Consider the following 17,095-nt stretch of genomic DNA (forward strand, 5'->3'; position numbering starts at 1 on the left):
CGCATCTGCGCCAATCGGATCAACCGGCTGCGCTTGATGCGGTAGCCGAGCGGAGAATGTGCAATGCCCAAGACCGAACAGGTTGGCCTGACGCCCCGTCAGGTCCAGAACTTCATCAACGACGGTTTCGTCAAGATCGAGAATGCCTTCAGCACCCGGCTTGCAGAGCAATGCAGGGACGAGCTGTGGGCGGATATTGGTCTGTCGCCGGACCACCCCGAAAACTGGACGCAGCCCGTTGTCCGAGTGGGATCCAAGGCTTCGCCCCCATTCGTTGAAGCCGCGAATGCGCCGTCCCTGCACCGAGCCTACGATCAACTCGTGGGCGAAGGGCGCTGGCTTGCGCCGAGCGGCCTCGGGACCTTTCCGATCCGCTTTTCCTCGGCCGAATCCCCTGGTGATGATGGCTGGCACGTGGACATGAGCTTCGGCACCACCGATCCGGATTTCATGGAATGGCGTGCCAATGTGAAGAGCAGGGGACGCGCATTGCTGATGCTCTTCCTGTTCTCGGATGTTGGCCCGGACGATGCACCCACGAGGATCCGGAAAGGCTCGCACGCTGCCATCGCGCGGGAGCTGCTGCCCTACGGCGAGGCAGGCGCGACGCTCCGGCAGCTCTCTGCCGAGAACTACGCCTCGACGGCGGATTGCGAGGTTGAACTGGCGACCGGCGCGGCAGGCAGCGTCTATCTGTGCCATCCGTTCCTGGTTCATGCCGCGCAACCTCATCGCGGGAAACGGCCGCGCTTCATGGCACAGCCTCCGCTGTTGCCGAAGGGTGAGTTCGATCCGGCGTTGCCACCTTCGCCGGTTCAGATCGCGATCCGGCAGGCCTGCGGGCTGACGGTGTAGGCGGAGGACATCCGGGACCGAGCCCGGATTGATCACGTTCTGATCCTGCAAAGCAAAGCACTCGGGGGTCGGCGCGACGCCGTCACAGCTTCCCATACACCCGCGCGGCAACCGCCTTCAGGCGCTCGACCGAACCGGACTCCGGATGCGGCTTGACCGGCGCGAACAGGATCGAAGCCTGCCTGCCGTTCTTCCAGACATAGATGTTGACGGCGTTGCCGTTGCCCTTGGTGCAGGAATGCTCGCCGAAGGCTTCGCTGCCGAGCTCAGGGATCGCCACGTGCTTGCATGGCCCCGCGCGCTTCATCATGCCGGCGGCGGTGTCGCGCGAGGTCGCGATCACCGCGACGGTCATGGTGTTGGCCTCGCGATCGAACATCATGCAGCTGTCGGCGCCGGTGCGCTGCACCGTCAGCGCGCCGTTGTCGAGAAAGCCGTCGGCATCGGCGGCCGTGAGCCACTCGCAATTGCCGAACCGCTCGCTGCTCTTGCTCACGCTTGCGATGGCAATGCGTGCGGCTTCGGTGACGGGTCCGAGCAGCGCATCGTCGGCGCGCCGGCCGACCGGATAGACGCTGATCTGCAGGATGTAGTCGCCGGCCAGAGCGACGACCGAGGCCTCCTGGCGCTCCGCGCCCGCCGCGCTCGTTCCGCCCTGCCCTTCCTCACCGATGTCAGCCACTGCGCTCAGCTTCATGCGCTCGCCGAGAGTCTTGACGAAGGTCGCGTACAATTCCCTGGCGCGGTCCTTGTCGGGATTGCGGAACACGGTCAGCATCATCGTGTCGCCGCGCCCGGCCCGGTAGATGCAGCCGCGGCCGTCCTGATTTGAAATCAACGACCATTTGAGCGCCGGCATCGCAGCGGCGAGCTCTTTCGCGCTGATGAACGGGCAGGTTTCGGCCCCGCGTGCGGGAAGCACCGGGGCGGCTGCGATGGCAAGGAAGAGGGCGAGGGAGGAGAACAGGCGGCCGATCGTGCGCATGGGACGGTACCTACTACCGAATTGGCCCGCCGCGCCGGACGTTTTCGTCGTCAGTTCGAGAACTGTACTTAATCATCTGGACGATTGATAATAGGAAAGCCGAACAATCTATGGATCGTCCAAGTGGACCCACTCAGCGATGTGATTGCCCTGCTTCGGCCAAGCACGGCGATTTCCAAACCCATCTCTGGTCGGGGTGCTTGGGCCGTGCGCTATGCCGCCCACGACGCCCCCGGCTTTACGATCATTCTGAGAGGTGAATGCTGGATTGCATTTGACGGTGAGCCCCCGCTGAAGCTCGAGACAGGGGCCTTCCTGCTTCTGCCCACCACGCCAGCCTTCACCCTTAGCAGTCATCCCGGCATGGCCGGGACGCCGCGAGATCCGATGGATGTACCTGTTCGTCATGGCGAGCAGGAGGGTGAAGCGGATTTCGAGGCGCTGGGCGGCACGTTTTGCATCGAAACGGCGAATGCGCCGCTGCTGCTCGCCCTGTTGCCGCGCATGATCCATGTGCCGCCGCCCGAGGGGCGATCGGTGCGGCTCGGCCGGCTGATCAATCTCATCGCAGAGGAATGCCGTGGCAATGAACCCGGCAAGGACATGATCCTCCAGCGCATGTTGGAAGTTCTTCTTATCGAGGCCCTTCGCTCGCATGGCACGACGATGGATGAGGACCGCGCCGGTCTTCTGCATGGCATGCGAGATCCGGCTTTGGCACGGGTCCTTGCGGCCATGCATGCTGATGTGCGCGCCGACTGGACGGTGGCCAGCCTTGCGCGCATCGCCGGCCAATCGCGTTCCGCCTTTGCCGCGCGGTTTGGCGCGGTGCTCAGCTGCGGCCCGATCGAATATCTCGCCCGATGGCGGATGGCGCTGGCGAAAGACGCGCTATTGCGCGGGACAAAGACGCTCGACCGGATCGCCGACGACATCGGCTACGAATCCGCTAGCGCCTTCAGCACCGCCTTTCGCAAGCGGCTCGGCTGTCCGCCGGGGCAATTTGCCCGGATCAACGGCAGCAGCGATCACGCCTGAGACCAAAGCACCAATCTGGACGATTGAACAATATAAATAGACCATAGATTATAGATCGTCTCGAAGACCAAGCCTATCAAAGGACCATCCGAAATGAATGATGGTCCCCATGCAAACGATCCTGATTACCGGCACATCCTCTGGCTACGGCCTGGAAACGGCGCTGCATTTCCTCGACAAGGGCTGGAATGTCATCGCCACGATGCGGCGCCCCGACGCCAGTCTTTTTCCTGCGTCACCGAGGCTGCGTCTCGTGCCGCTCGACGTGACGAGCGACGAAAGCATCGCGGCAACCGTCGCATCGGCCGGGCCGATCGACGTGCTGGTCAATAATGCCGGCATCGGCGTTGTCGGCGCATTTGAGGCGACGCCAATGGCGCATATCCGCAAGGTCTTCGCCACCAACACGTTCGGCGTCATGGCGATGTGCCAGGGCGTGATTCCGCAGATGCGCGAACGCCGGTCCGGCATGATCGTCAACGTGACCTCAAGCGTGACGTTGGCCGCCATGCCGCTAGCGGCCGCCTATACGGCCAGCAAGCAGGCGATCGAGGGCTTCACCGGCTCGCTCGCGCATGAGCTTGGCTATTTCAATGTCCGCGCCAGGCTGGTGGAACCAGGTTATGCCCCGACGACCCGCTTCGCGCAGAATACGGACATACGGATCGAGGATCTGATTCCGCCTGCCTATGTTGGTTTCGCGGCCCCCATCTTCGAGGCCTTCGCCCACCCTGCCATGACGACAAAGGAAACCGATGTCGCCGAGGCCATCTGGGCCGCCGTTCACGACACGTCCAACCGGCTCCAGTTTCCGGGCGGTGCCGACGCGGTGGCGCTCTATGAAGCCCGTCAGGGGTAAGCTCAAACGGCCTGTCGATTACACATGCCAGTCGCAGCGCGGCATTGGTTCTCACGCCGGTGCCGGCTGTTCTCGATCATCGTTTCCATTCGGAGACGCGAACTTGCCGGACGCAACGCAGGGCCGTCGTCACTGCCCGTTATATTCGGCCCAACAATCCGCTGTTTCATAGACGCGGACCGCCCACAGTTGCTGAAGGCTCGGCTTCAGCCGGTCCCAGATCCAGACCGCGATGTTCTCGGCGGTTGGATTCTCGAGTCCTTCGACCTCATTCAGGCATTGGTGGTCCAGCGCGCCCATGATGTCGGCGAAGCATTTTTCGATATCGAAGAAGTCCGCAACGAAGCCGGTGTGCGGGTCCACCGGACCATCCAGCTGGACCTCGACCCGATAGGAATGGCCATGCAGCCGGCTGCACCGGTGAGTTTCGGGCACGTTTGGCAGCCGATGCGCCGCCTCGAACTTGAACGCCTGCGATATCCTCATCCAGCTCCCCACACGGCGTGGCCATCCGGTCTCGGCCCGGTCTGGCGACCAGATGCTGCCTTGCCTAACCTTCCGTCGAAGAATGGCGCGCCCGGAACGATTCGAACGTCCGACCCTCAGATTCGTAGTCTGATGCTCTATCCAGCTGAGCTACGGGCGCATTTTCGCAAACAGCGATAGCGGGCATGACCCGCGACGCAGCTCCCGGAGGACCGGGAGGGGTGCGAAAGAGCGCTCTGACTAACCGCTCTTGTCCCGATTGGCAAGGTCCGGCTTGCCGGTATTTTGGGGCATTTCCGCACCTCTGTTCGTCATTCCGGGCCCGACCCTTCGGGTCGTCCCGGAATGACGGAAGGCATGGAGATCGCCCCGCTCGTTCACTCGGCCGCTGGCCGACTACGCCCTGGCCCGCTCGTTGCGGATGGAAAGCAGTTCCACGGGACGATCGGGGATGACGATCCGGAAGGTGGCGCCGATGGTGCCTTCGACCAGGTGGATGTCGCCGCCATGGGCGCGGACCAGCTCGGCTGCGATGGCGAGGCCAAGGCCGCTGCCGCCGGGGCGGCCGGAGGTCTGGAAGGCCTCGAACAGGTGCTCCCGGGTCTTCTGGGGGACGCCGGGGCCGGTGTCGGAGACCTCGATGATCGCGACGGCGCCTTCGCGCTTCCCGGTGATCCGGATCTGCTGGACGCGGCCCTCACCCGACGCGTGGCTTTCGAGTGCCTGGGCGGCGTTGCGGACGAGGTTGAGCAAGACGCGGAACAGCTGGTCGGGATCGGCATCGATCGCAAGCCCGCGCTCGATCGCGGCGACCCAGGCGATCGAGGCATCGTTGGCGAGCCCCGCGGTCTCGCGCACCTCGAGCACGACCGGCTCGATCAGGATCATGCGGCGGTCGGGCGCGGCCTCCTGGGCGCGGCCGTAGGACAATGTCGACTGACAGAAGGCGATGGCGCGCTCAAGCGAGCGCACGAGCTTGGGCGCAAAGCGCTGCACCCGCGGATCCGGCACGCTGGCGAGCTGATCGGAGAGGAGCTGGGCCGAGGCGAGCAGATTGCGCAGATCGTGATTGATCTTGGAGACGGCGAGGCCGAGGGCGGCGAGCCGGCTCTTCTGATGCAGCATCGACATCAGATCGCGCTGCATGTCCGACAATTCGCGCTCGGCCACCCCGATCTCATCGCTGCGTTGGCTCGGCACGATGATCCCGGCCGAACTCTCGGGATTCTCATGGAAGCCGACCAGGCTCGCCGTCAGCCGCCGCATCGGCCGCACGAAGAGATAGTGGAGCGCGAGATAGACGAGGCCCGCCGTCAGCACCGCGATGATCAGCGCGACCACCACGAGGTTGCGGGAGAAGCGGTACATCTGCTGCCGCAGCGGCAGCTCGTCGGTGACGATCTCGATGAACTGGGCATTGCCGACCCCGGGTCCGACGATGCGGATGGCCTGGTTGCCGGTCTCCAGCATCATCCGGAACGAGCCGGTGATCGCCTCCCAGGCCGTCATGTCGCGCAGGTCGATGTCATGCTCGAGGGCGGACGGGATGTTGTCGCTGGCGAGCAGACGGCGCTGCTGGCCCATCTTGATGGCGACGGCACGGGCATTGATGCTTTTCAGGATCTGGCGCGACAGCGAATCGGGAACCATGCCGAGCGGCGCCGCATCCAGCACCAGTGCCGCCGTGTTGGCCGCCGCAACGCGGTCGTTCAGCCGGTTGACCCAGAAGTTGGCGATGGCCGGCACGTAGAGCAGCACCGCGGCGATCATCACCAGGGGAATGGTCAGCAGCAGCAGCTTGCCAGACAGCCCGAGCCCGCGCGTCCCGCGGGGGCGCATCGCCGGCTGCTCCGGCTGATCCAGATCCTGGATCGGCTGGCGATCTGTGGCTACCACGAAATTCGCCCCTGTTGGCCTTGGCTGATGGAGGATGCGGCCCGCCCGGAGTCCGGTCAAATTACGGATCGCTAATCTACCAAGGTGGGATGTATGTGCTGATATCGCGAGTCGCCACCTCAAGGGTTAAAAACGCCGCACAAACAGCGATATTCACCGGAATCGCGCGCTTGTGCGGCGTTGACGAAGAGAAGGCGCTCGCTTATAAGCCGCGCAAATTGTCCGCGATGACCCGGTGCGACACCGGGAGCGGCTCTCTTGGGGCCGGAAAAAGGCCCGTTTGGGGCCGCATCTTCCGGACTTTACCTTCACTTCTACAGGCAAATTGCCCGGTCAGCGGAGAAAAACCCGTGAAGCGGACTTATCAACCCAGCAAACTGGTGCGCAAGCGCCGTCACGGCTTCCGCGCCCGCCTCGCCACTGCCGGCGGTCGCAAGGTCCTCGCCGCCCGCCGCGCCCGTGGCCGCAAGCGTCTGAGCGCCTGAGCCGGCCCCCTTTTGGGATTTCATCATGGATCGGCTGAGGCAGCGGGCGGATTTCCTCGCCGTTGCCAATGGCGCGCGGGTGAATAGTCCCGCGTTCGTCCTGCAGAGCCGTCGCCGCGATGACTTTGGTCCGATCCGGATCGGCTTCACCGTCACCAAAAAGAACGGCAACGCCCCAGAGCGCAATCGCATCCGGCGCCGGCTTCGCGAATTGGTGAAGCGGCTCGATCCGGTGTCGATGCAGCCTCATCATGACTATGTGCTAGTCGGACGAAGGGACGCGCTCTCGCGCGACTTCGCCACCATGCTCGACGATCTGCGCATAGCGTTCACGAAGCCCGCGCGGCATACGGCCAAAGCGCGCGGCCAGAGGCCCGGCCCCGCTCCCGCTGCCAGCCGCAAACCGGATTGATGACGAGACATTCGAGATGACCGATAATCGCAATACCATCCTCGCCGTCATTCTGTCCGGCCTTGTGCTGATCGCCTGGCAGTATTTCTACAACGTGCCGCAGATGGAGAAGCAGCGCGCGCAGCAGGCGCAGACCGAGCTTCAGAAATCCACGCCGCAGCCGACGGCCTCCGCGACTCCCGGCACCGCGCCGCAACCGGGCAGCGTGACCCAGCCGGCGACACCGGGCGCGGGCCAGCAGGGCCAGCCGGTCGTCGCCCGCGAGGCCGCCATTGCAGCAAGCCCGCGCGTGAAGATCGAGACCCCGCGCATCGCCGGCAGCATCTCGCTGAAGGGCGGCCGGATCGACGACATTGCGCTGGTGCAATTCCGCGAAACGGTCGATCCGAAGTCGCCGCCGATCGTCCTCTATTCGCCCTCGGGCACGGCTGAGCCCTACTATGCCGAGTTCGGCTGGGTGGCGGCGACGGGCGTGACGGCGAAGATGCCCGATGCCCAGACCGTCTGGCAACAGGACGGCAGCGGCAGCCTGACGCCGACGACGCCGGTGGTGCTGAAATGGGACAATGGCGAGGGCCTCACCTTCCGTCGCACCATTGCGGTCGACGACCACTATCTCTTCACCGTCAAGGACGAGGTGAGCAATGTCGGCAACGTGCCGGTCACGCTCTATCCGTTCGCGCTGATCTCGCGCCACGGCGCGCCGCAGGTGTCGGGCTATTACATCCTGCATGAAGGCCTGATCGGCTATCTCGGCGACCAGGGCTTGCAGGAATACGCCTACAAGAAGATCGACGAAGCCAAGGCGGTGAACTTCAAGGTCACCAATGGCTGGCTCGGCATCACCGACAAGTACTGGGCCTCGGCGCTGCTGCCGGACACCAATGCCCAGCTCCAGGCGCGCTTCTCGTCGAACCCGGTCGGCAACGTCCACACCTACCAGACCGACTACCTGCTCGATCCCGTCACCGTCCCCATCGGCGGCACCGGCACGGCGAACGCGCGGCTGTTCGCCGGCGCCAAGGAAGCCGGCGTCGTCGGCGTGTTCCCGTTCGCCGGGCTCGGCGGCTACAACAAGGAGCTCGGCCTCAATCATTTCGATCTGCTGATCGACTGGGGCTGGTTCTACTTCATCACCAAGCCGATGTTCCTCGGGCTGGACTTCTTCTTCCGTTTCTTCGGCAATTTCGGCATCTCGATCCTGCTCGTGACCGTGATCGTGAAGCTGCTGTTCTTCCCGCTGGCGAACAAATCCTACGCCTCCATGGCGAAGATGAAGTCGATCCAGCCGCAGCTTCTGGCGCTGAAGGAGCGCTATCCCGACGACAAGGTGAAGCAGCAGCAGGAGATGATGGAGATCTACCGCAAGGAGAAGATCAATCCGGTCGCCGGCTGTCTTCCCGTGCTGATCCAGATCCCGGTGTTCTTCTCGCTCTACAAGGTGCTGTTCGTCACCATCGAGATGCGGCACGCGCCGTTCTACGGCTGGATCAAGGACCTCTCGGCGCCGGATCCGACCAATTTGTTCAACCTGTTCGGGCTGCTCCCGTTCGATCCGACCACGATCCCGGTGTTCGGCCATTACCTCGCGCTGGGCATCTGGCCGATCATCATGGGCATCACGATGTGGTTCCAGATGAAGCTGAACCCGACGCCGCCGGATCCGACGCAGCAGCTCATCTTCAACTGGATGCCGCTGATCTTCACCTTCATGCTGGCGGGCTTCCCGGCGGGCCTCGTGATCTACTGGGCCTGGAACAATCTGCTCTCGGTGATCCAGCAGAGCTACATCATGCGCCGCAACGGCGTGAAGGTGGAGCTGTTCGACAATCTCAAGGCGACGTTCGCGCGGAAGGCGACGTAGTTTGCGCACGAGCGTGCCCGGTCATGCGGGCACACATGCCTCCATATCGTCATGCCCGGGCTTGTCCCGGGCATCCACGTTTTGGAGGGTGCCACGAGGACAGACGTGGATGGCCGGGACGAGCCCGGCCATGACGAGAGGATAGATCCTTCTCATGGAAGAGAAGAAAGACGACAAGCTGATCGAGGCCGGGCGAAAGCTGTTTGCCCGCGACTGGCAGTTCATCTGGGCCTCGCCCTCGATCGCCACGCTGCCGCCGATGGCGGGACTGGAGATCGCCTTTGCCGGCCGCTCCAATGTCGGCAAGTCCAGCCTGATCAACGCGCTGACGGGGCGCAACGGCCTGGCGCGCACCTCGCATACGCCGGGCCGCACCCAGGAGCTGATCTTCTTCGAGGTGCCCGGGAAAAGCGACCTGCGCCTCGTCGACATGCCCGGCTACGGCTATGCCAAGGCGCCGAAGAGCCAGGTCGCGTCCTGGACCGAGCTGATCCACAAATTCCTGCTCGGCCGCGCCTCGCTGGCGCGCGTCTACGTGCTGGTCGACGCGCGGCACGGCCTCAAGGACGTCGATCTTGAAGTGCTTGGGACGCTCGACCGTTCCGCCGTCAGCTACCAGATCGTGCTGACCAAGGCCGACCAGGTGAAGGCCGCCGAGCTGCAGGCGCGCATCGCCGAGAGCGAGGCTGCGCTGGCCAAGCATCCGGCCGCGTTTCCGACCGTGCTCGCGACCTCGTCACGCAGTTCGACCGGCATGGAGAGCTTGCGCGCCGCGATGGCGAAACTCTTGGAAGAGCGGAGCAAGTAATGGTGGCCCATCGCCTCCTGCTCGGGCTTGCCGGATTGATGGGCGCCGCCGGCGTCGCGCTGGCCGCGGCCTCCGCCCACGGCGCGGATGCGAGCCGGCTTGCGTCGGCGAGCGCCATGCTGCTGTTTCATGCAACGGCCATACTCGCCGCCGGCGCGCTGCTCGCGCGCGGCCTTCTGCACGGCGGAATTGGACTCGTTGCGGCGTTCGGCTTCGTGATCGGCGCCGCGCTGTTCGCGGGCGACCTCACCTTGCGGCAGTTTGCCGGCCATTCGCTGTTTCCGATGGCGGCACCGACCGGCGGGACGGTGATGATTGCGAGCTGGCTGGCGGTGACGCTGGCGGCGGTGGTGGCGAGGAAGTGACGCTCCCTCTTACCCTCCCCTGGAGGGGGAGGGTCGGCTCATATTGAGCGCAGCGAAATGTGAGGCGGGGTGGGGTGATCTCTCCACTCGGGCACCATCTCGGGCGGATAGACTGTCACCCCACCCCGCTACGCATTTCGCTTCGCTGCATGCGTAGCGACCCTCCCCCTCCAGGGGAGGGTAAGAGCGAACACCACACTTTGCGCCCTGCCCGCCAATCGGATAGAACGCGCTCCGACCGTCCCGCCAGCGAGACCGCGACATGACCGACATCTCTCCGCTCGACCAGGCCCGCATCCTGTCCGAAGCGCTGCCGCACATGCAGCAATATGACGAGGAAACCATCGTCATCAAATATGGCGGCCATGCCATGGGCGACGAGGCGACCGCGAAGAACTTTGCCCGCGACATCGTGCTGCTGGAGCAGACCGCGATCAATCCGGTGGTCGTGCATGGCGGCGGCCCGCAGATCGCGACCATGCTCAAGCGCCTCGGCATCGTCTCGGAATTCGCCGCCGGCCTGCGCATCACCGATGCCGCGACCATCGAGATCGTCGAGATGGTGCTGGCCGGCTCCGTCAACAAGCAGATCGTCGGCTACATCAACGAAGCGGGCGGCAAGGCCGTCGGGCTGTCCGGCAAGGACGGCAACATGGTGAAGGCGTCGAAGACGACGCGCACCATCGTCGATCCGGGCTCGAACATCGAGAAGGCGATCGATCTCGGTTTCGTCGGCGACCCGGAGAAGGTCGACCTCACGCTGCTCAACCAGCTGATCGGCTACGAGCTGATCCCGGTGCTGGCACCGCTCGCGACCTCGCAGGACGGCCAGACGCTGAACATCAACGCCGACACTTTCGCCGGCGCCGTCGCGGGCGCGCTGAAGGCCAAGCGCCTGCTGCTGCTCACCGACGTGCCGGGGGTGCTCGACAAGTCGAAGAAGCTGATCCCGCAGCTCTCGGTCAAGGACGCGCGAAAGCTGATCGCCGACGGCACCATTTCGGGCGGCATGATCCCGAAGGTCGAGACCTGCATCTACGCGCTGGAGCAGGGCGTGCAGGGCGTCGTCATCATCGATGGCAAGATGCCACATGCGGTGCTGCTCGAGCTCTTCACCAACCAGGGCACGGGCACGCTGATCCACAAGTGAGAGACGAGCGGCGAAGAAACGAGGGCGTCATGCCCGGGCAAAAGCGCGAAGCGCGTCTTCGCTCAGAAGTCCCGGGCATCCACGTTCTTTCTTTGCGGAAACAAGACGTGGATGGCCGGGTCAAGCCCGGCCATGACGAATGGAGAGAGCGACGAGCCAACCGCTCGCCTCTCGCCCGCTTCCTGATGACGCTGCCGGCAGCGATCGTCTCGTTCCTGTTCTCCTCCGCGCCAGCCTTTGCCGACCTCAAGATCTGCAACCGCATGTCCTATGTCGTGGAGGCCGCGATCGGCATCGACGACAAGGCGGCGACCGCGACGCGCGGCTGGTTCAGGATCGATCCCGCCACCTGCCGCGTGGTGGTGCAGGGCACGCTGACGGCCGACCGCATCCTGCTCAATGCCCGCGCGCTCGGCGTCTACGGCGCTTCCCCGCTTCCGCAAAGCGGCAACGACATGCTGTGCGTGGCGCAGGACAATTTCGTCATCGCCGCGGCGCGGCAATGCCGCAGCGGCCAGACGCAAGTCCCGTTCACGCAAGTGACTCCGACGCAAGGCGCGGATGGCAACCTCGTCGCCTATCTCGCCGAAGACTCCGAATATGACGACGAGCAGGCGCGCCTCGCCGGCATCCAGCGGCTGCTGGTGATCGCAGGCTACGACGCAGCGCCGATCGATGGCGTCGACGGGCCGAAGACGCAAGCGGCGCTGGCCGCCTTCCTGAAGAGCCGCGGATTGTCGTCGGACGTCGTGGCCTCGCCGAACCTGTTCAAGACCATGGTCGACGCCGTGCAGACGCCCTCTGCGACCGGCCTCACCTGGTGCAACGACACGCCGCACAAGGTGATGGCCGCGATCGCGACCGATGACGGCAAGTCCGTGACGAGCCGCGGCTGGTATCGCATCGATCCCAAGACCTGCCTGCACCCCGATGTGACCGGCCAACCCAAGCAGATCTTCAGCTTCGCTGAGGCGGTCGACGCCGACAACCGAATCGTCAAGCTGAAGGACCGGCCGCTGAACTGGGGCGGCGACAGGCAGCTCTGCACGCGCGAGACCAAGTTCGAGACGAGCGAGCAGACCGATTGCGGCGCGCGCGGATTTGCGCCGACGGGCTTTGGCGCCGTGGACATGTCGAGCGGCGGCAAGACGCTGCGCTTTGCAGTGCCGTGAGTGAGAGAGTTTTGATGAACCCACCCCGCACCTTCGCGCATGTCGACACCTGGGTGTTCGACCTCGACAACACGCTCTATCCGCATCACGTCAATCTGTGGCAGCAGGTCGATGCACGGATCGGGGAGTTCGTTTGCAACTGGCTGAATGTCGGCCCGGAGGAGGCGCGGGCGATCCAGAAGGACTATTACCGGCGTTTCGGCACCACGATGCGGGGCATGATGACCCTGCATGGCGTCTCCGCCGACGACTATCTCGCCTACGTCCACAAGATCGACCACTCACCGCTGGAGCCGAATCCGGCGCTCGGCGCTGCCATCGCAAAGCTGCCGGGCCGCAAGCTGATCCTGACCAACGGCTCGGTCGACCATGTCGACGCGGTGCTGGCGCGGCTCGGCTTCGCCTCGCATTTCGACGGCGTGTTCGACATCATCGCCGCCGAATTCGAGCCCAAGCCGGCGCAGCAGACCTACCAGAAATTCCTCAGCCAGCATGCGGTCGATCCGACCCGCGCCGCCATGTTCGAGGACCTCGCCCGCAATCTCACCGTCCCGCACCAGCTCGGCATGACCACGGTGCTGGTCGTGCCTGACGGGACGAAAGAGGTGGTGCGCGAGGATTGGGAACTGGAAGGCCGGGATGCCGCCCATGTCGACCACGTCACGGATGATCTGGCGGGGTTTTTGGGCAGGTTATCGCCCAAGTAACCACTGTCGTCCCGGGGCGCGAAGCGAGCCCGGGACGACGGCGACTATACCTTGACTCCGTCGCCTCAAATCCCGAAAAAGCGCTCCAATTCACACGAAACCACGCCTTCCCCAGAGGAAATCCCGATGTCGCTTGCAGCCCTCGAATCCACCATCAACAGCGCCTTCGAGGCGCGCGACGGCATCTCGACCACGACCAAGGGCGAGGTGCGCGAGGCCGTGGAGCAGTCGCTGGAGATCCTGGACAAGGGCGAGGTGCGCGTTGCCGAGCGCGGCGCCGACGGCAAGTGGAAGGTCAACCAGTGGCTGAAGAAGGCCGTGCTGCTGTCCTTCCGCCTCAACGACATGGGCGTCATTCCCGGCGGCCCCGGCAAGGCGACGTGGTGGGACAAGGTGCCCTCGAAGTTCGAGGGCTGGGGCGAGAACCGTTTTCGTGACGCCGGTTTTCGCGCGGTGCCGGGCGCCATCGTCCGCCGCTCGGCCTTCATCGCCAAGAACGTCGTCTTGATGCCGTCCTTCGTCAATCTCGGCGCTTACGTCGATGAGAGCACCATGGTCGACACCTGGGCCACCGTCGGCTCCTGCGCGCAGATCGGCAAGCGCGTGCACATCTCGGGCGGCGCCGGCATCGGCGGCGTGCTCGAGCCGCTGCAGGCCGAGCCCGTCATCATCGAGGACGATTGCTTCATCGGCGCGCGCTCCGAGGTCGCCGAAGGCGTGATCGTGCGCAAGGGCGCGGTGCTGGCGATGGGCGTGTTCCTGGGCGCCTCGACCAAGATCGTAGACCGCGAGACCGGCGAGATCTTCATGGGCGAAGTGCCGGAGTATTCCGTCGTGGTGCCCGGCGCGCTGCCCGGCAAGCCGATGAAGAACGGCCAGATCGGCCCGAGCACCGCATGCGCCGTGATCGTCAAGCGCGTCGACGAACGCACGCGGTCCAAGACCAGCATCAACGAGCTGCTGCGGGATTGATCCGACGCGCATGACCGATGCTCTCTCCATTGCCCGCGATCTCATCCGCTGCCCCTCGGTGACCCCGGCCGATGCCGGCGCGCTGGGGGTGCTTGAAAAAGCCCTGAATGCGGCCGGCTTCACCTGCCACCGCGTCACCTTCAGCGAGCCGGGCACTGCCGACGTCGAAAATCTCTACGCGCGGATCGGCACGGAGGGGCCGCACATCACCTTCGCGGGCCACACCGACGTGGTGCCGCCGGGCGACGAGAGTGCCTGGAGCGTCGGGGCATTCTCGGGCGAGGTAAAGGACGGTATCCTGCACGGCCGCGGTGCCGTCGACATGAAGGGCGGCATCGCCTGCTCGGTGGCTGCGGTGCTGGAGCATCTCGCGGCCAATGGCGGCAAGCCATGTGCGGACGGAAAAGGTTCGATCTCGTTCCTGATCACGGGCGACGAGGAAGACGTCTCCGTCAACGGCACCGTCAAGCTGCTGAAATGGGCCGCCGAGCGCGGCGAAAAATTCGATCATTGCGTGCTCGGCGAGCCCTCCAATGTCGAGACGCTCGGCGACACCATCAAGGTCGGCCGCCGTGGCTCGCAATCCGGCACGCTCGTCGTCGACGGCGTGCAGGGCCATGTCGCCTATCCGCATCGCGCGTCCAATCCGGTGCCTGACATTTCGCGGCTGATCGTGGCGATCTCCGACGAGCCGCTCGACCATGGCAGCGCGCAGTTCCAGGCCTCCAATCTCGAATTCACGTCAGTGGACGTCGGCAACAAGGCGTTCAACGTCATCCCCGGCGAGGCCCGCGCAAGATTCAACATCCGCTACAACGACAACCACACCCAGGCGAGCCTGCGCGAGCTGGTCGAGACGCGTCTCACCAAAGCCTGCGGCAACCGCATCAAGGCCCGCATCGTCTGGGAGCCGTCGAACTCCAACGTGTTCGTGACCAAGCCCGGTCCGTTCACCGATCTCGCGGTGTCCGCGATCGAGGAGGTGACGGGCCGCAAGCCGGAGCTGTCGACGTCAGGCGGCACGTCGGACGCGCGCTTCATCTCGAGCTACTGCCCGGTGATCGAGTTCGGGCTGGTCGGCCAGACCATGCACCAGGTCGACGAGCGCGTGCCAGTGGCAGATCTGGAAAAGCTGACGCGGGTGTATCGCGGGATTTTGGCAAGGTATTTTGGCTGAGGCGGGACTGCGGCCTCAACCTCCGCTGTCATCGCCCGGCTTGACCGGGCGATCCAGTATTCCAGTGGCGGCCGTAGTTGAGTCGAGAGGCCGCGGCGTACTGGATTCCCCGCTTTCGCGGGGAATGACACCGAAGGTGTGGCGATAGCGCGCGCGATCTCTTCGCTCTCATGCTTGCCCCTCAATAATCCACCTTCATCAGATACAGTCCCTCCGGCGGAGCGACGATGCCGCAGGCGGCGCGGTTGCGGGCTGCCAACGCGGCAGAGAGATCGTCGGCGGTCCAGCGCCCTTCGCCGACCCAGACCAGCGAGCCCACCATCGAGCGTACCTGGCTGTGCAGGAAGGAGCGCGCCGAAGTGAGAATCGTGATCTCGCGGCCGTCGCGCAGCACGTCGAGCTGGTCGAGCGTCTTTTCCGGCGACTTGGCCTGACACTCGGTGTCGCGGAAGGTCGTGAAATCATGCTTGCCGAGCAGGCGGTGCGCCGCCGCATGCATCGCGTCGGCATCGAGCTTGCGCGGCACGCGCCAGGCGTGGCCGGCGTCGAGCGCGAGGTTGGCGCGGGTGTTGACGATGCGATAGCGGTAGTGGCGCTTGACCGCCGAGAAGCGCGCCTCGAAGCTGTCGGGCACGATCTCGGCCTCGAGCACCGCGATCGGATGCGGGCGCAGATGCGCGTTGAGCCCGTCGCGAAAACGGCCCGGTGGAAACTGCTTGTCGACGTCGACATGCGCGACCTGTCCGCGCGCATGCACGCCGGCATCGGTGCGGCCGGCGCCGTGCACGCGCAAATCCGCCCCGGTCATCGCCTTCACCGCAGCCTGCAGCGCGCCCTGGACCGACGGCAGCGTCTCCTGCACCTGCCAGCCGAAGAACGGCGCGCCGTCATATTCGATGGTGAGCTTGTAGCGGGGCATCAACCGAACCGCATCGGCGGGCTCACGGGCACGCCGCGCAAGAAGTCGGCGGCCTGCATCCGGCCCTTGCCCTCGCGCTGGAGCTCGATGATGCGGATCGCGCCCTCGCCGCAGGCAATGGTGAGATGATCGTCGAGCACCGCGCCCGGCTCGCCCGCACCTTGCGCGAGCTCGCAGCGCAGGATCTTGACGCGTGCATCGTCAAGCTCACTCCAGGCGCCGGGAAACGGCGACAGGCCGTGGATGTGGCGCAGCACGGCGCGCGCCGGCCTGGTCCAGTCGATCCGCGCCTCGGCCTTCTCGATCTTGGCGGCATAGGTGACGCCGTCCTCGCTCTGCTTCCTGAGCTGGAGCCCGCCGCGTTCCAGCGCGGCCATGGCGCGCACCATCAGGTCGGCACCCAACCGGGACAGGCGATCGTGCAGATCGAGCGCGGTCATGCTGTCTGATATCGCGATGCGCTCGGCCATGGCGACGTCGCCGGTGTCGAGGCCGACATCCATCTTCATCACCATCACGCCGCTCTCGGCATCGCCGGCCATGATCGCGCGGTTGATGGGCGCGGCGCCGCGCCAGCGCGGCAACAGCGAGGCGTGCAGATTGTAGCAGCCGAGCTTTGGCGCATCGAGGATCGCCTGCGGCAGGATCATGCCGTAGGCGACGACGACGGCGGCATCGGCCTCGAACGCGCGAAACTCCTGCAGCGCTTCCGGTGTCTTCAGCGTCTTCGGCGTCAGCACGGGAATGCCGAGTTTTCGCGCGGCCTCCTCGACCGGCGTCGGCTGCAATTGCAGGCCGCGCCGCCCGCCGGGCTTCGGGGCGCGGGTGTAGACCGCCACGATCTCGTGGCCGTGCGCGACGAGCTCGAGCAGCGTCGGCACGGAGAAATCGGGCGTGCCCATGAAGATCAGGCGAAGGGGCATGGGAACGAACCTGCGGGAGGAC

General features: G+C 65.1%; 18 protein-coding genes and 1 tRNA gene. 13 read left to right on the forward strand and 6 right to left on the reverse strand.

What is annotated here, in order from left to right:
* The first annotated feature begins 63 nt into the window (after positions 1 to 63).
* Entirely contained in the window at positions 64 to 855 is a 792-nt protein-coding gene (locus tag XH96_RS37285; RefSeq protein WP_194390240.1) for a phytanoyl-CoA dioxygenase family protein, read from the forward strand.
* Between the two features lie 82 nt (positions 856 to 937).
* On the opposite strand, the gene XH96_RS37290 is transcribed toward XH96_RS37285, so the two are convergent.
* Entirely contained in the window at positions 938 to 1,840 is a 903-nt protein-coding gene (locus tag XH96_RS37290; protein WP_194390241.1) for a hypothetical protein, read from the reverse strand.
* A 123-nt stretch (positions 1,841 to 1,963) separates the two neighbouring features.
* Between XH96_RS37290 and XH96_RS37295 the strand changes: the two genes are divergently transcribed.
* Both XH96_RS37295 and XH96_RS37300 read left to right on the forward strand, forming a co-directional pair.
* Positions 1,964 to 2,878 (forward strand): AraC family transcriptional regulator, encoded by a 915-nt coding sequence (locus XH96_RS37295; RefSeq protein ID WP_194390242.1) that lies wholly within the window; start codon positions 1,964 to 1,966, stop codon positions 2,876 to 2,878.
* A 109-nt stretch (positions 2,879 to 2,987) separates the two neighbouring features.
* The gene (locus tag XH96_RS37300) at positions 2,988 to 3,737 is read left to right on the forward strand and encodes an SDR family oxidoreductase (protein WP_194390243.1); all 750 of its coding nucleotides are present in this window, start codon (positions 2,988 to 2,990) and stop codon (positions 3,735 to 3,737) included.
* Between the two features lie 129 nt (positions 3,738 to 3,866).
* Here the strand turns inward: XH96_RS37300 and queD are convergent, their stop codons facing one another.
* From queD to XH96_RS37315, 3 genes are all read right to left on the reverse strand, one after another.
* Positions 3,867 to 4,223, reverse strand: coding sequence for a 6-carboxytetrahydropterin synthase QueD (queD, locus tag XH96_RS37305; protein WP_194390244.1), 357 nt, complete (start codon positions 4,221 to 4,223; stop codon positions 3,867 to 3,869).
* Between the two features lie 83 nt (positions 4,224 to 4,306).
* Positions 4,307 to 4,383, reverse strand: a tRNA-Arg gene (locus XH96_RS37310).
* Positions 4,384 to 4,619: 236 nt separating this feature from the next.
* A complete protein-coding gene (locus tag XH96_RS37315; protein WP_371740198.1) occupies positions 4,620 to 6,062 on the reverse strand; it encodes an ATP-binding protein in 1,443 nt (480 codons plus the stop codon).
* Between the two features lie 407 nt (positions 6,063 to 6,469).
* Here XH96_RS37315 and rpmH point away from each other — a divergent pair, with 407 nt between their 5' ends.
* From rpmH to dapE, 10 genes are all read left to right on the forward strand, one after another.
* Positions 6,470 to 6,604: a 50S ribosomal protein L34 gene (gene rpmH / locus XH96_RS37320; protein WP_008542748.1), complete on the forward strand. Its 135-nt coding sequence runs from the start codon at positions 6,470 to 6,472 to the stop codon at positions 6,602 to 6,604.
* A 25-nt stretch (positions 6,605 to 6,629) separates the two neighbouring features.
* Positions 6,630 to 7,016, forward strand: a complete 387-nt coding sequence (rnpA, locus tag XH96_RS37325) for a ribonuclease P protein component (protein WP_061879588.1) — start codon at positions 6,630 to 6,632, stop codon at positions 7,014 to 7,016.
* A 16-nt stretch (positions 7,017 to 7,032) separates the two neighbouring features.
* Positions 7,033 to 8,880 carry a membrane protein insertase YidC gene (gene yidC, locus XH96_RS37330; protein ID WP_194390246.1) on the forward strand — a complete coding sequence of 616 codons (1,848 nt, stop codon included), beginning with the start codon at positions 7,033 to 7,035 and terminating at the stop codon, positions 8,878 to 8,880.
* A 154-nt stretch (positions 8,881 to 9,034) separates the two neighbouring features.
* Complete coding sequence (gene yihA, locus XH96_RS37335; RefSeq protein ID WP_194390247.1) at positions 9,035 to 9,688, forward strand: ribosome biogenesis GTP-binding protein YihA/YsxC; 654 nt, start codon at positions 9,035 to 9,037, stop codon at positions 9,686 to 9,688.
* On the forward strand, positions 9,688 to 10,053 hold the full coding sequence (locus XH96_RS37340) for a DUF423 domain-containing protein (protein WP_194390248.1): 366 nt from the start codon (positions 9,688 to 9,690) through the stop codon (positions 10,051 to 10,053). The genes yihA and XH96_RS37340 overlap by 1 nt, the downstream gene beginning before the upstream one ends.
* Before the next feature lie 262 nt (positions 10,054 to 10,315).
* Positions 10,316 to 11,203: an acetylglutamate kinase gene (gene argB, locus XH96_RS37345; RefSeq protein ID WP_028176345.1), complete on the forward strand. Its 888-nt coding sequence runs from the start codon at positions 10,316 to 10,318 to the stop codon at positions 11,201 to 11,203.
* 185 nt (positions 11,204 to 11,388) lie between these two features.
* Positions 11,389 to 12,375, forward strand: coding sequence for a DUF1036 domain-containing protein (locus tag XH96_RS37350; RefSeq protein WP_194394405.1), 987 nt, complete (start codon positions 11,389 to 11,391; stop codon positions 12,373 to 12,375).
* A 14-nt stretch (positions 12,376 to 12,389) separates the two neighbouring features.
* Complete coding sequence (locus tag XH96_RS37355; RefSeq protein WP_194390249.1) at positions 12,390 to 13,082, forward strand: pyrimidine 5'-nucleotidase; 693 nt, start codon at positions 12,390 to 12,392, stop codon at positions 13,080 to 13,082.
* A gap of 126 nt (positions 13,083 to 13,208) precedes the next feature.
* Entirely contained in the window at positions 13,209 to 14,054 is an 846-nt protein-coding gene (gene dapD / locus XH96_RS37360; protein WP_194390250.1) for a 2,3,4,5-tetrahydropyridine-2,6-dicarboxylate N-succinyltransferase, read from the forward strand.
* Positions 14,055 to 14,064: 10 nt separating this feature from the next.
* A complete protein-coding gene (dapE, locus tag XH96_RS37365) occupies positions 14,065 to 15,231 on the forward strand; it encodes a succinyl-diaminopimelate desuccinylase (RefSeq protein WP_194390251.1) in 1,167 nt (388 codons plus the stop codon).
* Positions 15,232 to 15,412: 181 nt separating this feature from the next.
* On the opposite strand, the gene truA is transcribed toward dapE, so the two are convergent.
* Both truA and fmt read right to left on the reverse strand, forming a co-directional pair.
* Positions 15,413 to 16,150 (reverse strand): tRNA pseudouridine(38-40) synthase TruA, encoded by a 738-nt coding sequence (gene truA, locus XH96_RS37370; RefSeq protein WP_194390252.1) that lies wholly within the window; start codon positions 16,148 to 16,150, stop codon positions 15,413 to 15,415.
* Complete coding sequence (gene fmt, locus XH96_RS37375; protein WP_194390253.1) at positions 16,150 to 17,073, reverse strand: methionyl-tRNA formyltransferase; 924 nt, start codon at positions 17,071 to 17,073, stop codon at positions 16,150 to 16,152. Before fmt ends, truA begins: the two co-directional genes overlap by 1 nt.
* Positions 17,074 to 17,095 lie beyond the last annotated feature (22 nt).

The sequence above is a fragment of the Bradyrhizobium sp. CCBAU 51765 genome, assembly GCF_015291725.1.
GTDB classification, from domain to species: Bacteria; Pseudomonadota; Alphaproteobacteria; order Rhizobiales; family Xanthobacteraceae; genus Bradyrhizobium; species Bradyrhizobium liaoningense.

Bases quoted from the DNA above. Each gene is read 5' to 3' on its own strand.
- XH96_RS37285 (WP_194390240.1), top strand. From the start codon at position 64: ATGCCCAAGACCGAACAGGTTGGCCTGACGCCCCGTCAGGTCCAGAAC.
- XH96_RS37290 (WP_194390241.1), bottom strand. From the start codon at position 1,840: ATGCGCACGATCGGCCGCCTGTTCTCCTCCCTCGCCCTCTTCCTTGCC.
- XH96_RS37300 (WP_194390243.1), top strand. From the start codon at position 2,988: ATGCAAACGATCCTGATTACCGGCACATCCTCTGGCTACGGCCTGGAA.
- queD (WP_194390244.1), bottom strand. From the start codon at position 4,223: ATGAGGATATCGCAGGCGTTCAAGTTCGAGGCGGCGCATCGGCTGCCA.
- XH96_RS37315 (WP_371740198.1), bottom strand. From the start codon at position 6,062: ATGCGCCCCCGCGGGACGCGCGGGCTCGGGCTGTCTGGCAAGCTGCTG.
- rnpA (WP_061879588.1), top strand. From the start codon at position 6,630: ATGGATCGGCTGAGGCAGCGGGCGGATTTCCTCGCCGTTGCCAATGGC.
- yidC (WP_194390246.1), top strand. From the start codon at position 7,033: ATGACCGATAATCGCAATACCATCCTCGCCGTCATTCTGTCCGGCCTT.
- yihA (WP_194390247.1), top strand. From the start codon at position 9,035: ATGGAAGAGAAGAAAGACGACAAGCTGATCGAGGCCGGGCGAAAGCTG.
- XH96_RS37340 (WP_194390248.1), top strand. From the start codon at position 9,688: ATGGTGGCCCATCGCCTCCTGCTCGGGCTTGCCGGATTGATGGGCGCC.
- argB (WP_028176345.1), top strand. From the start codon at position 10,316: ATGACCGACATCTCTCCGCTCGACCAGGCCCGCATCCTGTCCGAAGCG.
- XH96_RS37350 (WP_194394405.1), top strand. From the start codon at position 11,389: ATGACGCTGCCGGCAGCGATCGTCTCGTTCCTGTTCTCCTCCGCGCCA.
- XH96_RS37355 (WP_194390249.1), top strand. From the start codon at position 12,390: ATGAACCCACCCCGCACCTTCGCGCATGTCGACACCTGGGTGTTCGAC.
- dapD (WP_194390250.1), top strand. From the start codon at position 13,209: ATGTCGCTTGCAGCCCTCGAATCCACCATCAACAGCGCCTTCGAGGCG.
- dapE (WP_194390251.1), top strand. From the start codon at position 14,065: ATGACCGATGCTCTCTCCATTGCCCGCGATCTCATCCGCTGCCCCTCG.
- truA (WP_194390252.1), bottom strand. From the start codon at position 16,150: ATGCCCCGCTACAAGCTCACCATCGAATATGACGGCGCGCCGTTCTTC.
- fmt (WP_194390253.1), bottom strand. From the start codon at position 17,073: ATGCCCCTTCGCCTGATCTTCATGGGCACGCCCGATTTCTCCGTGCCG.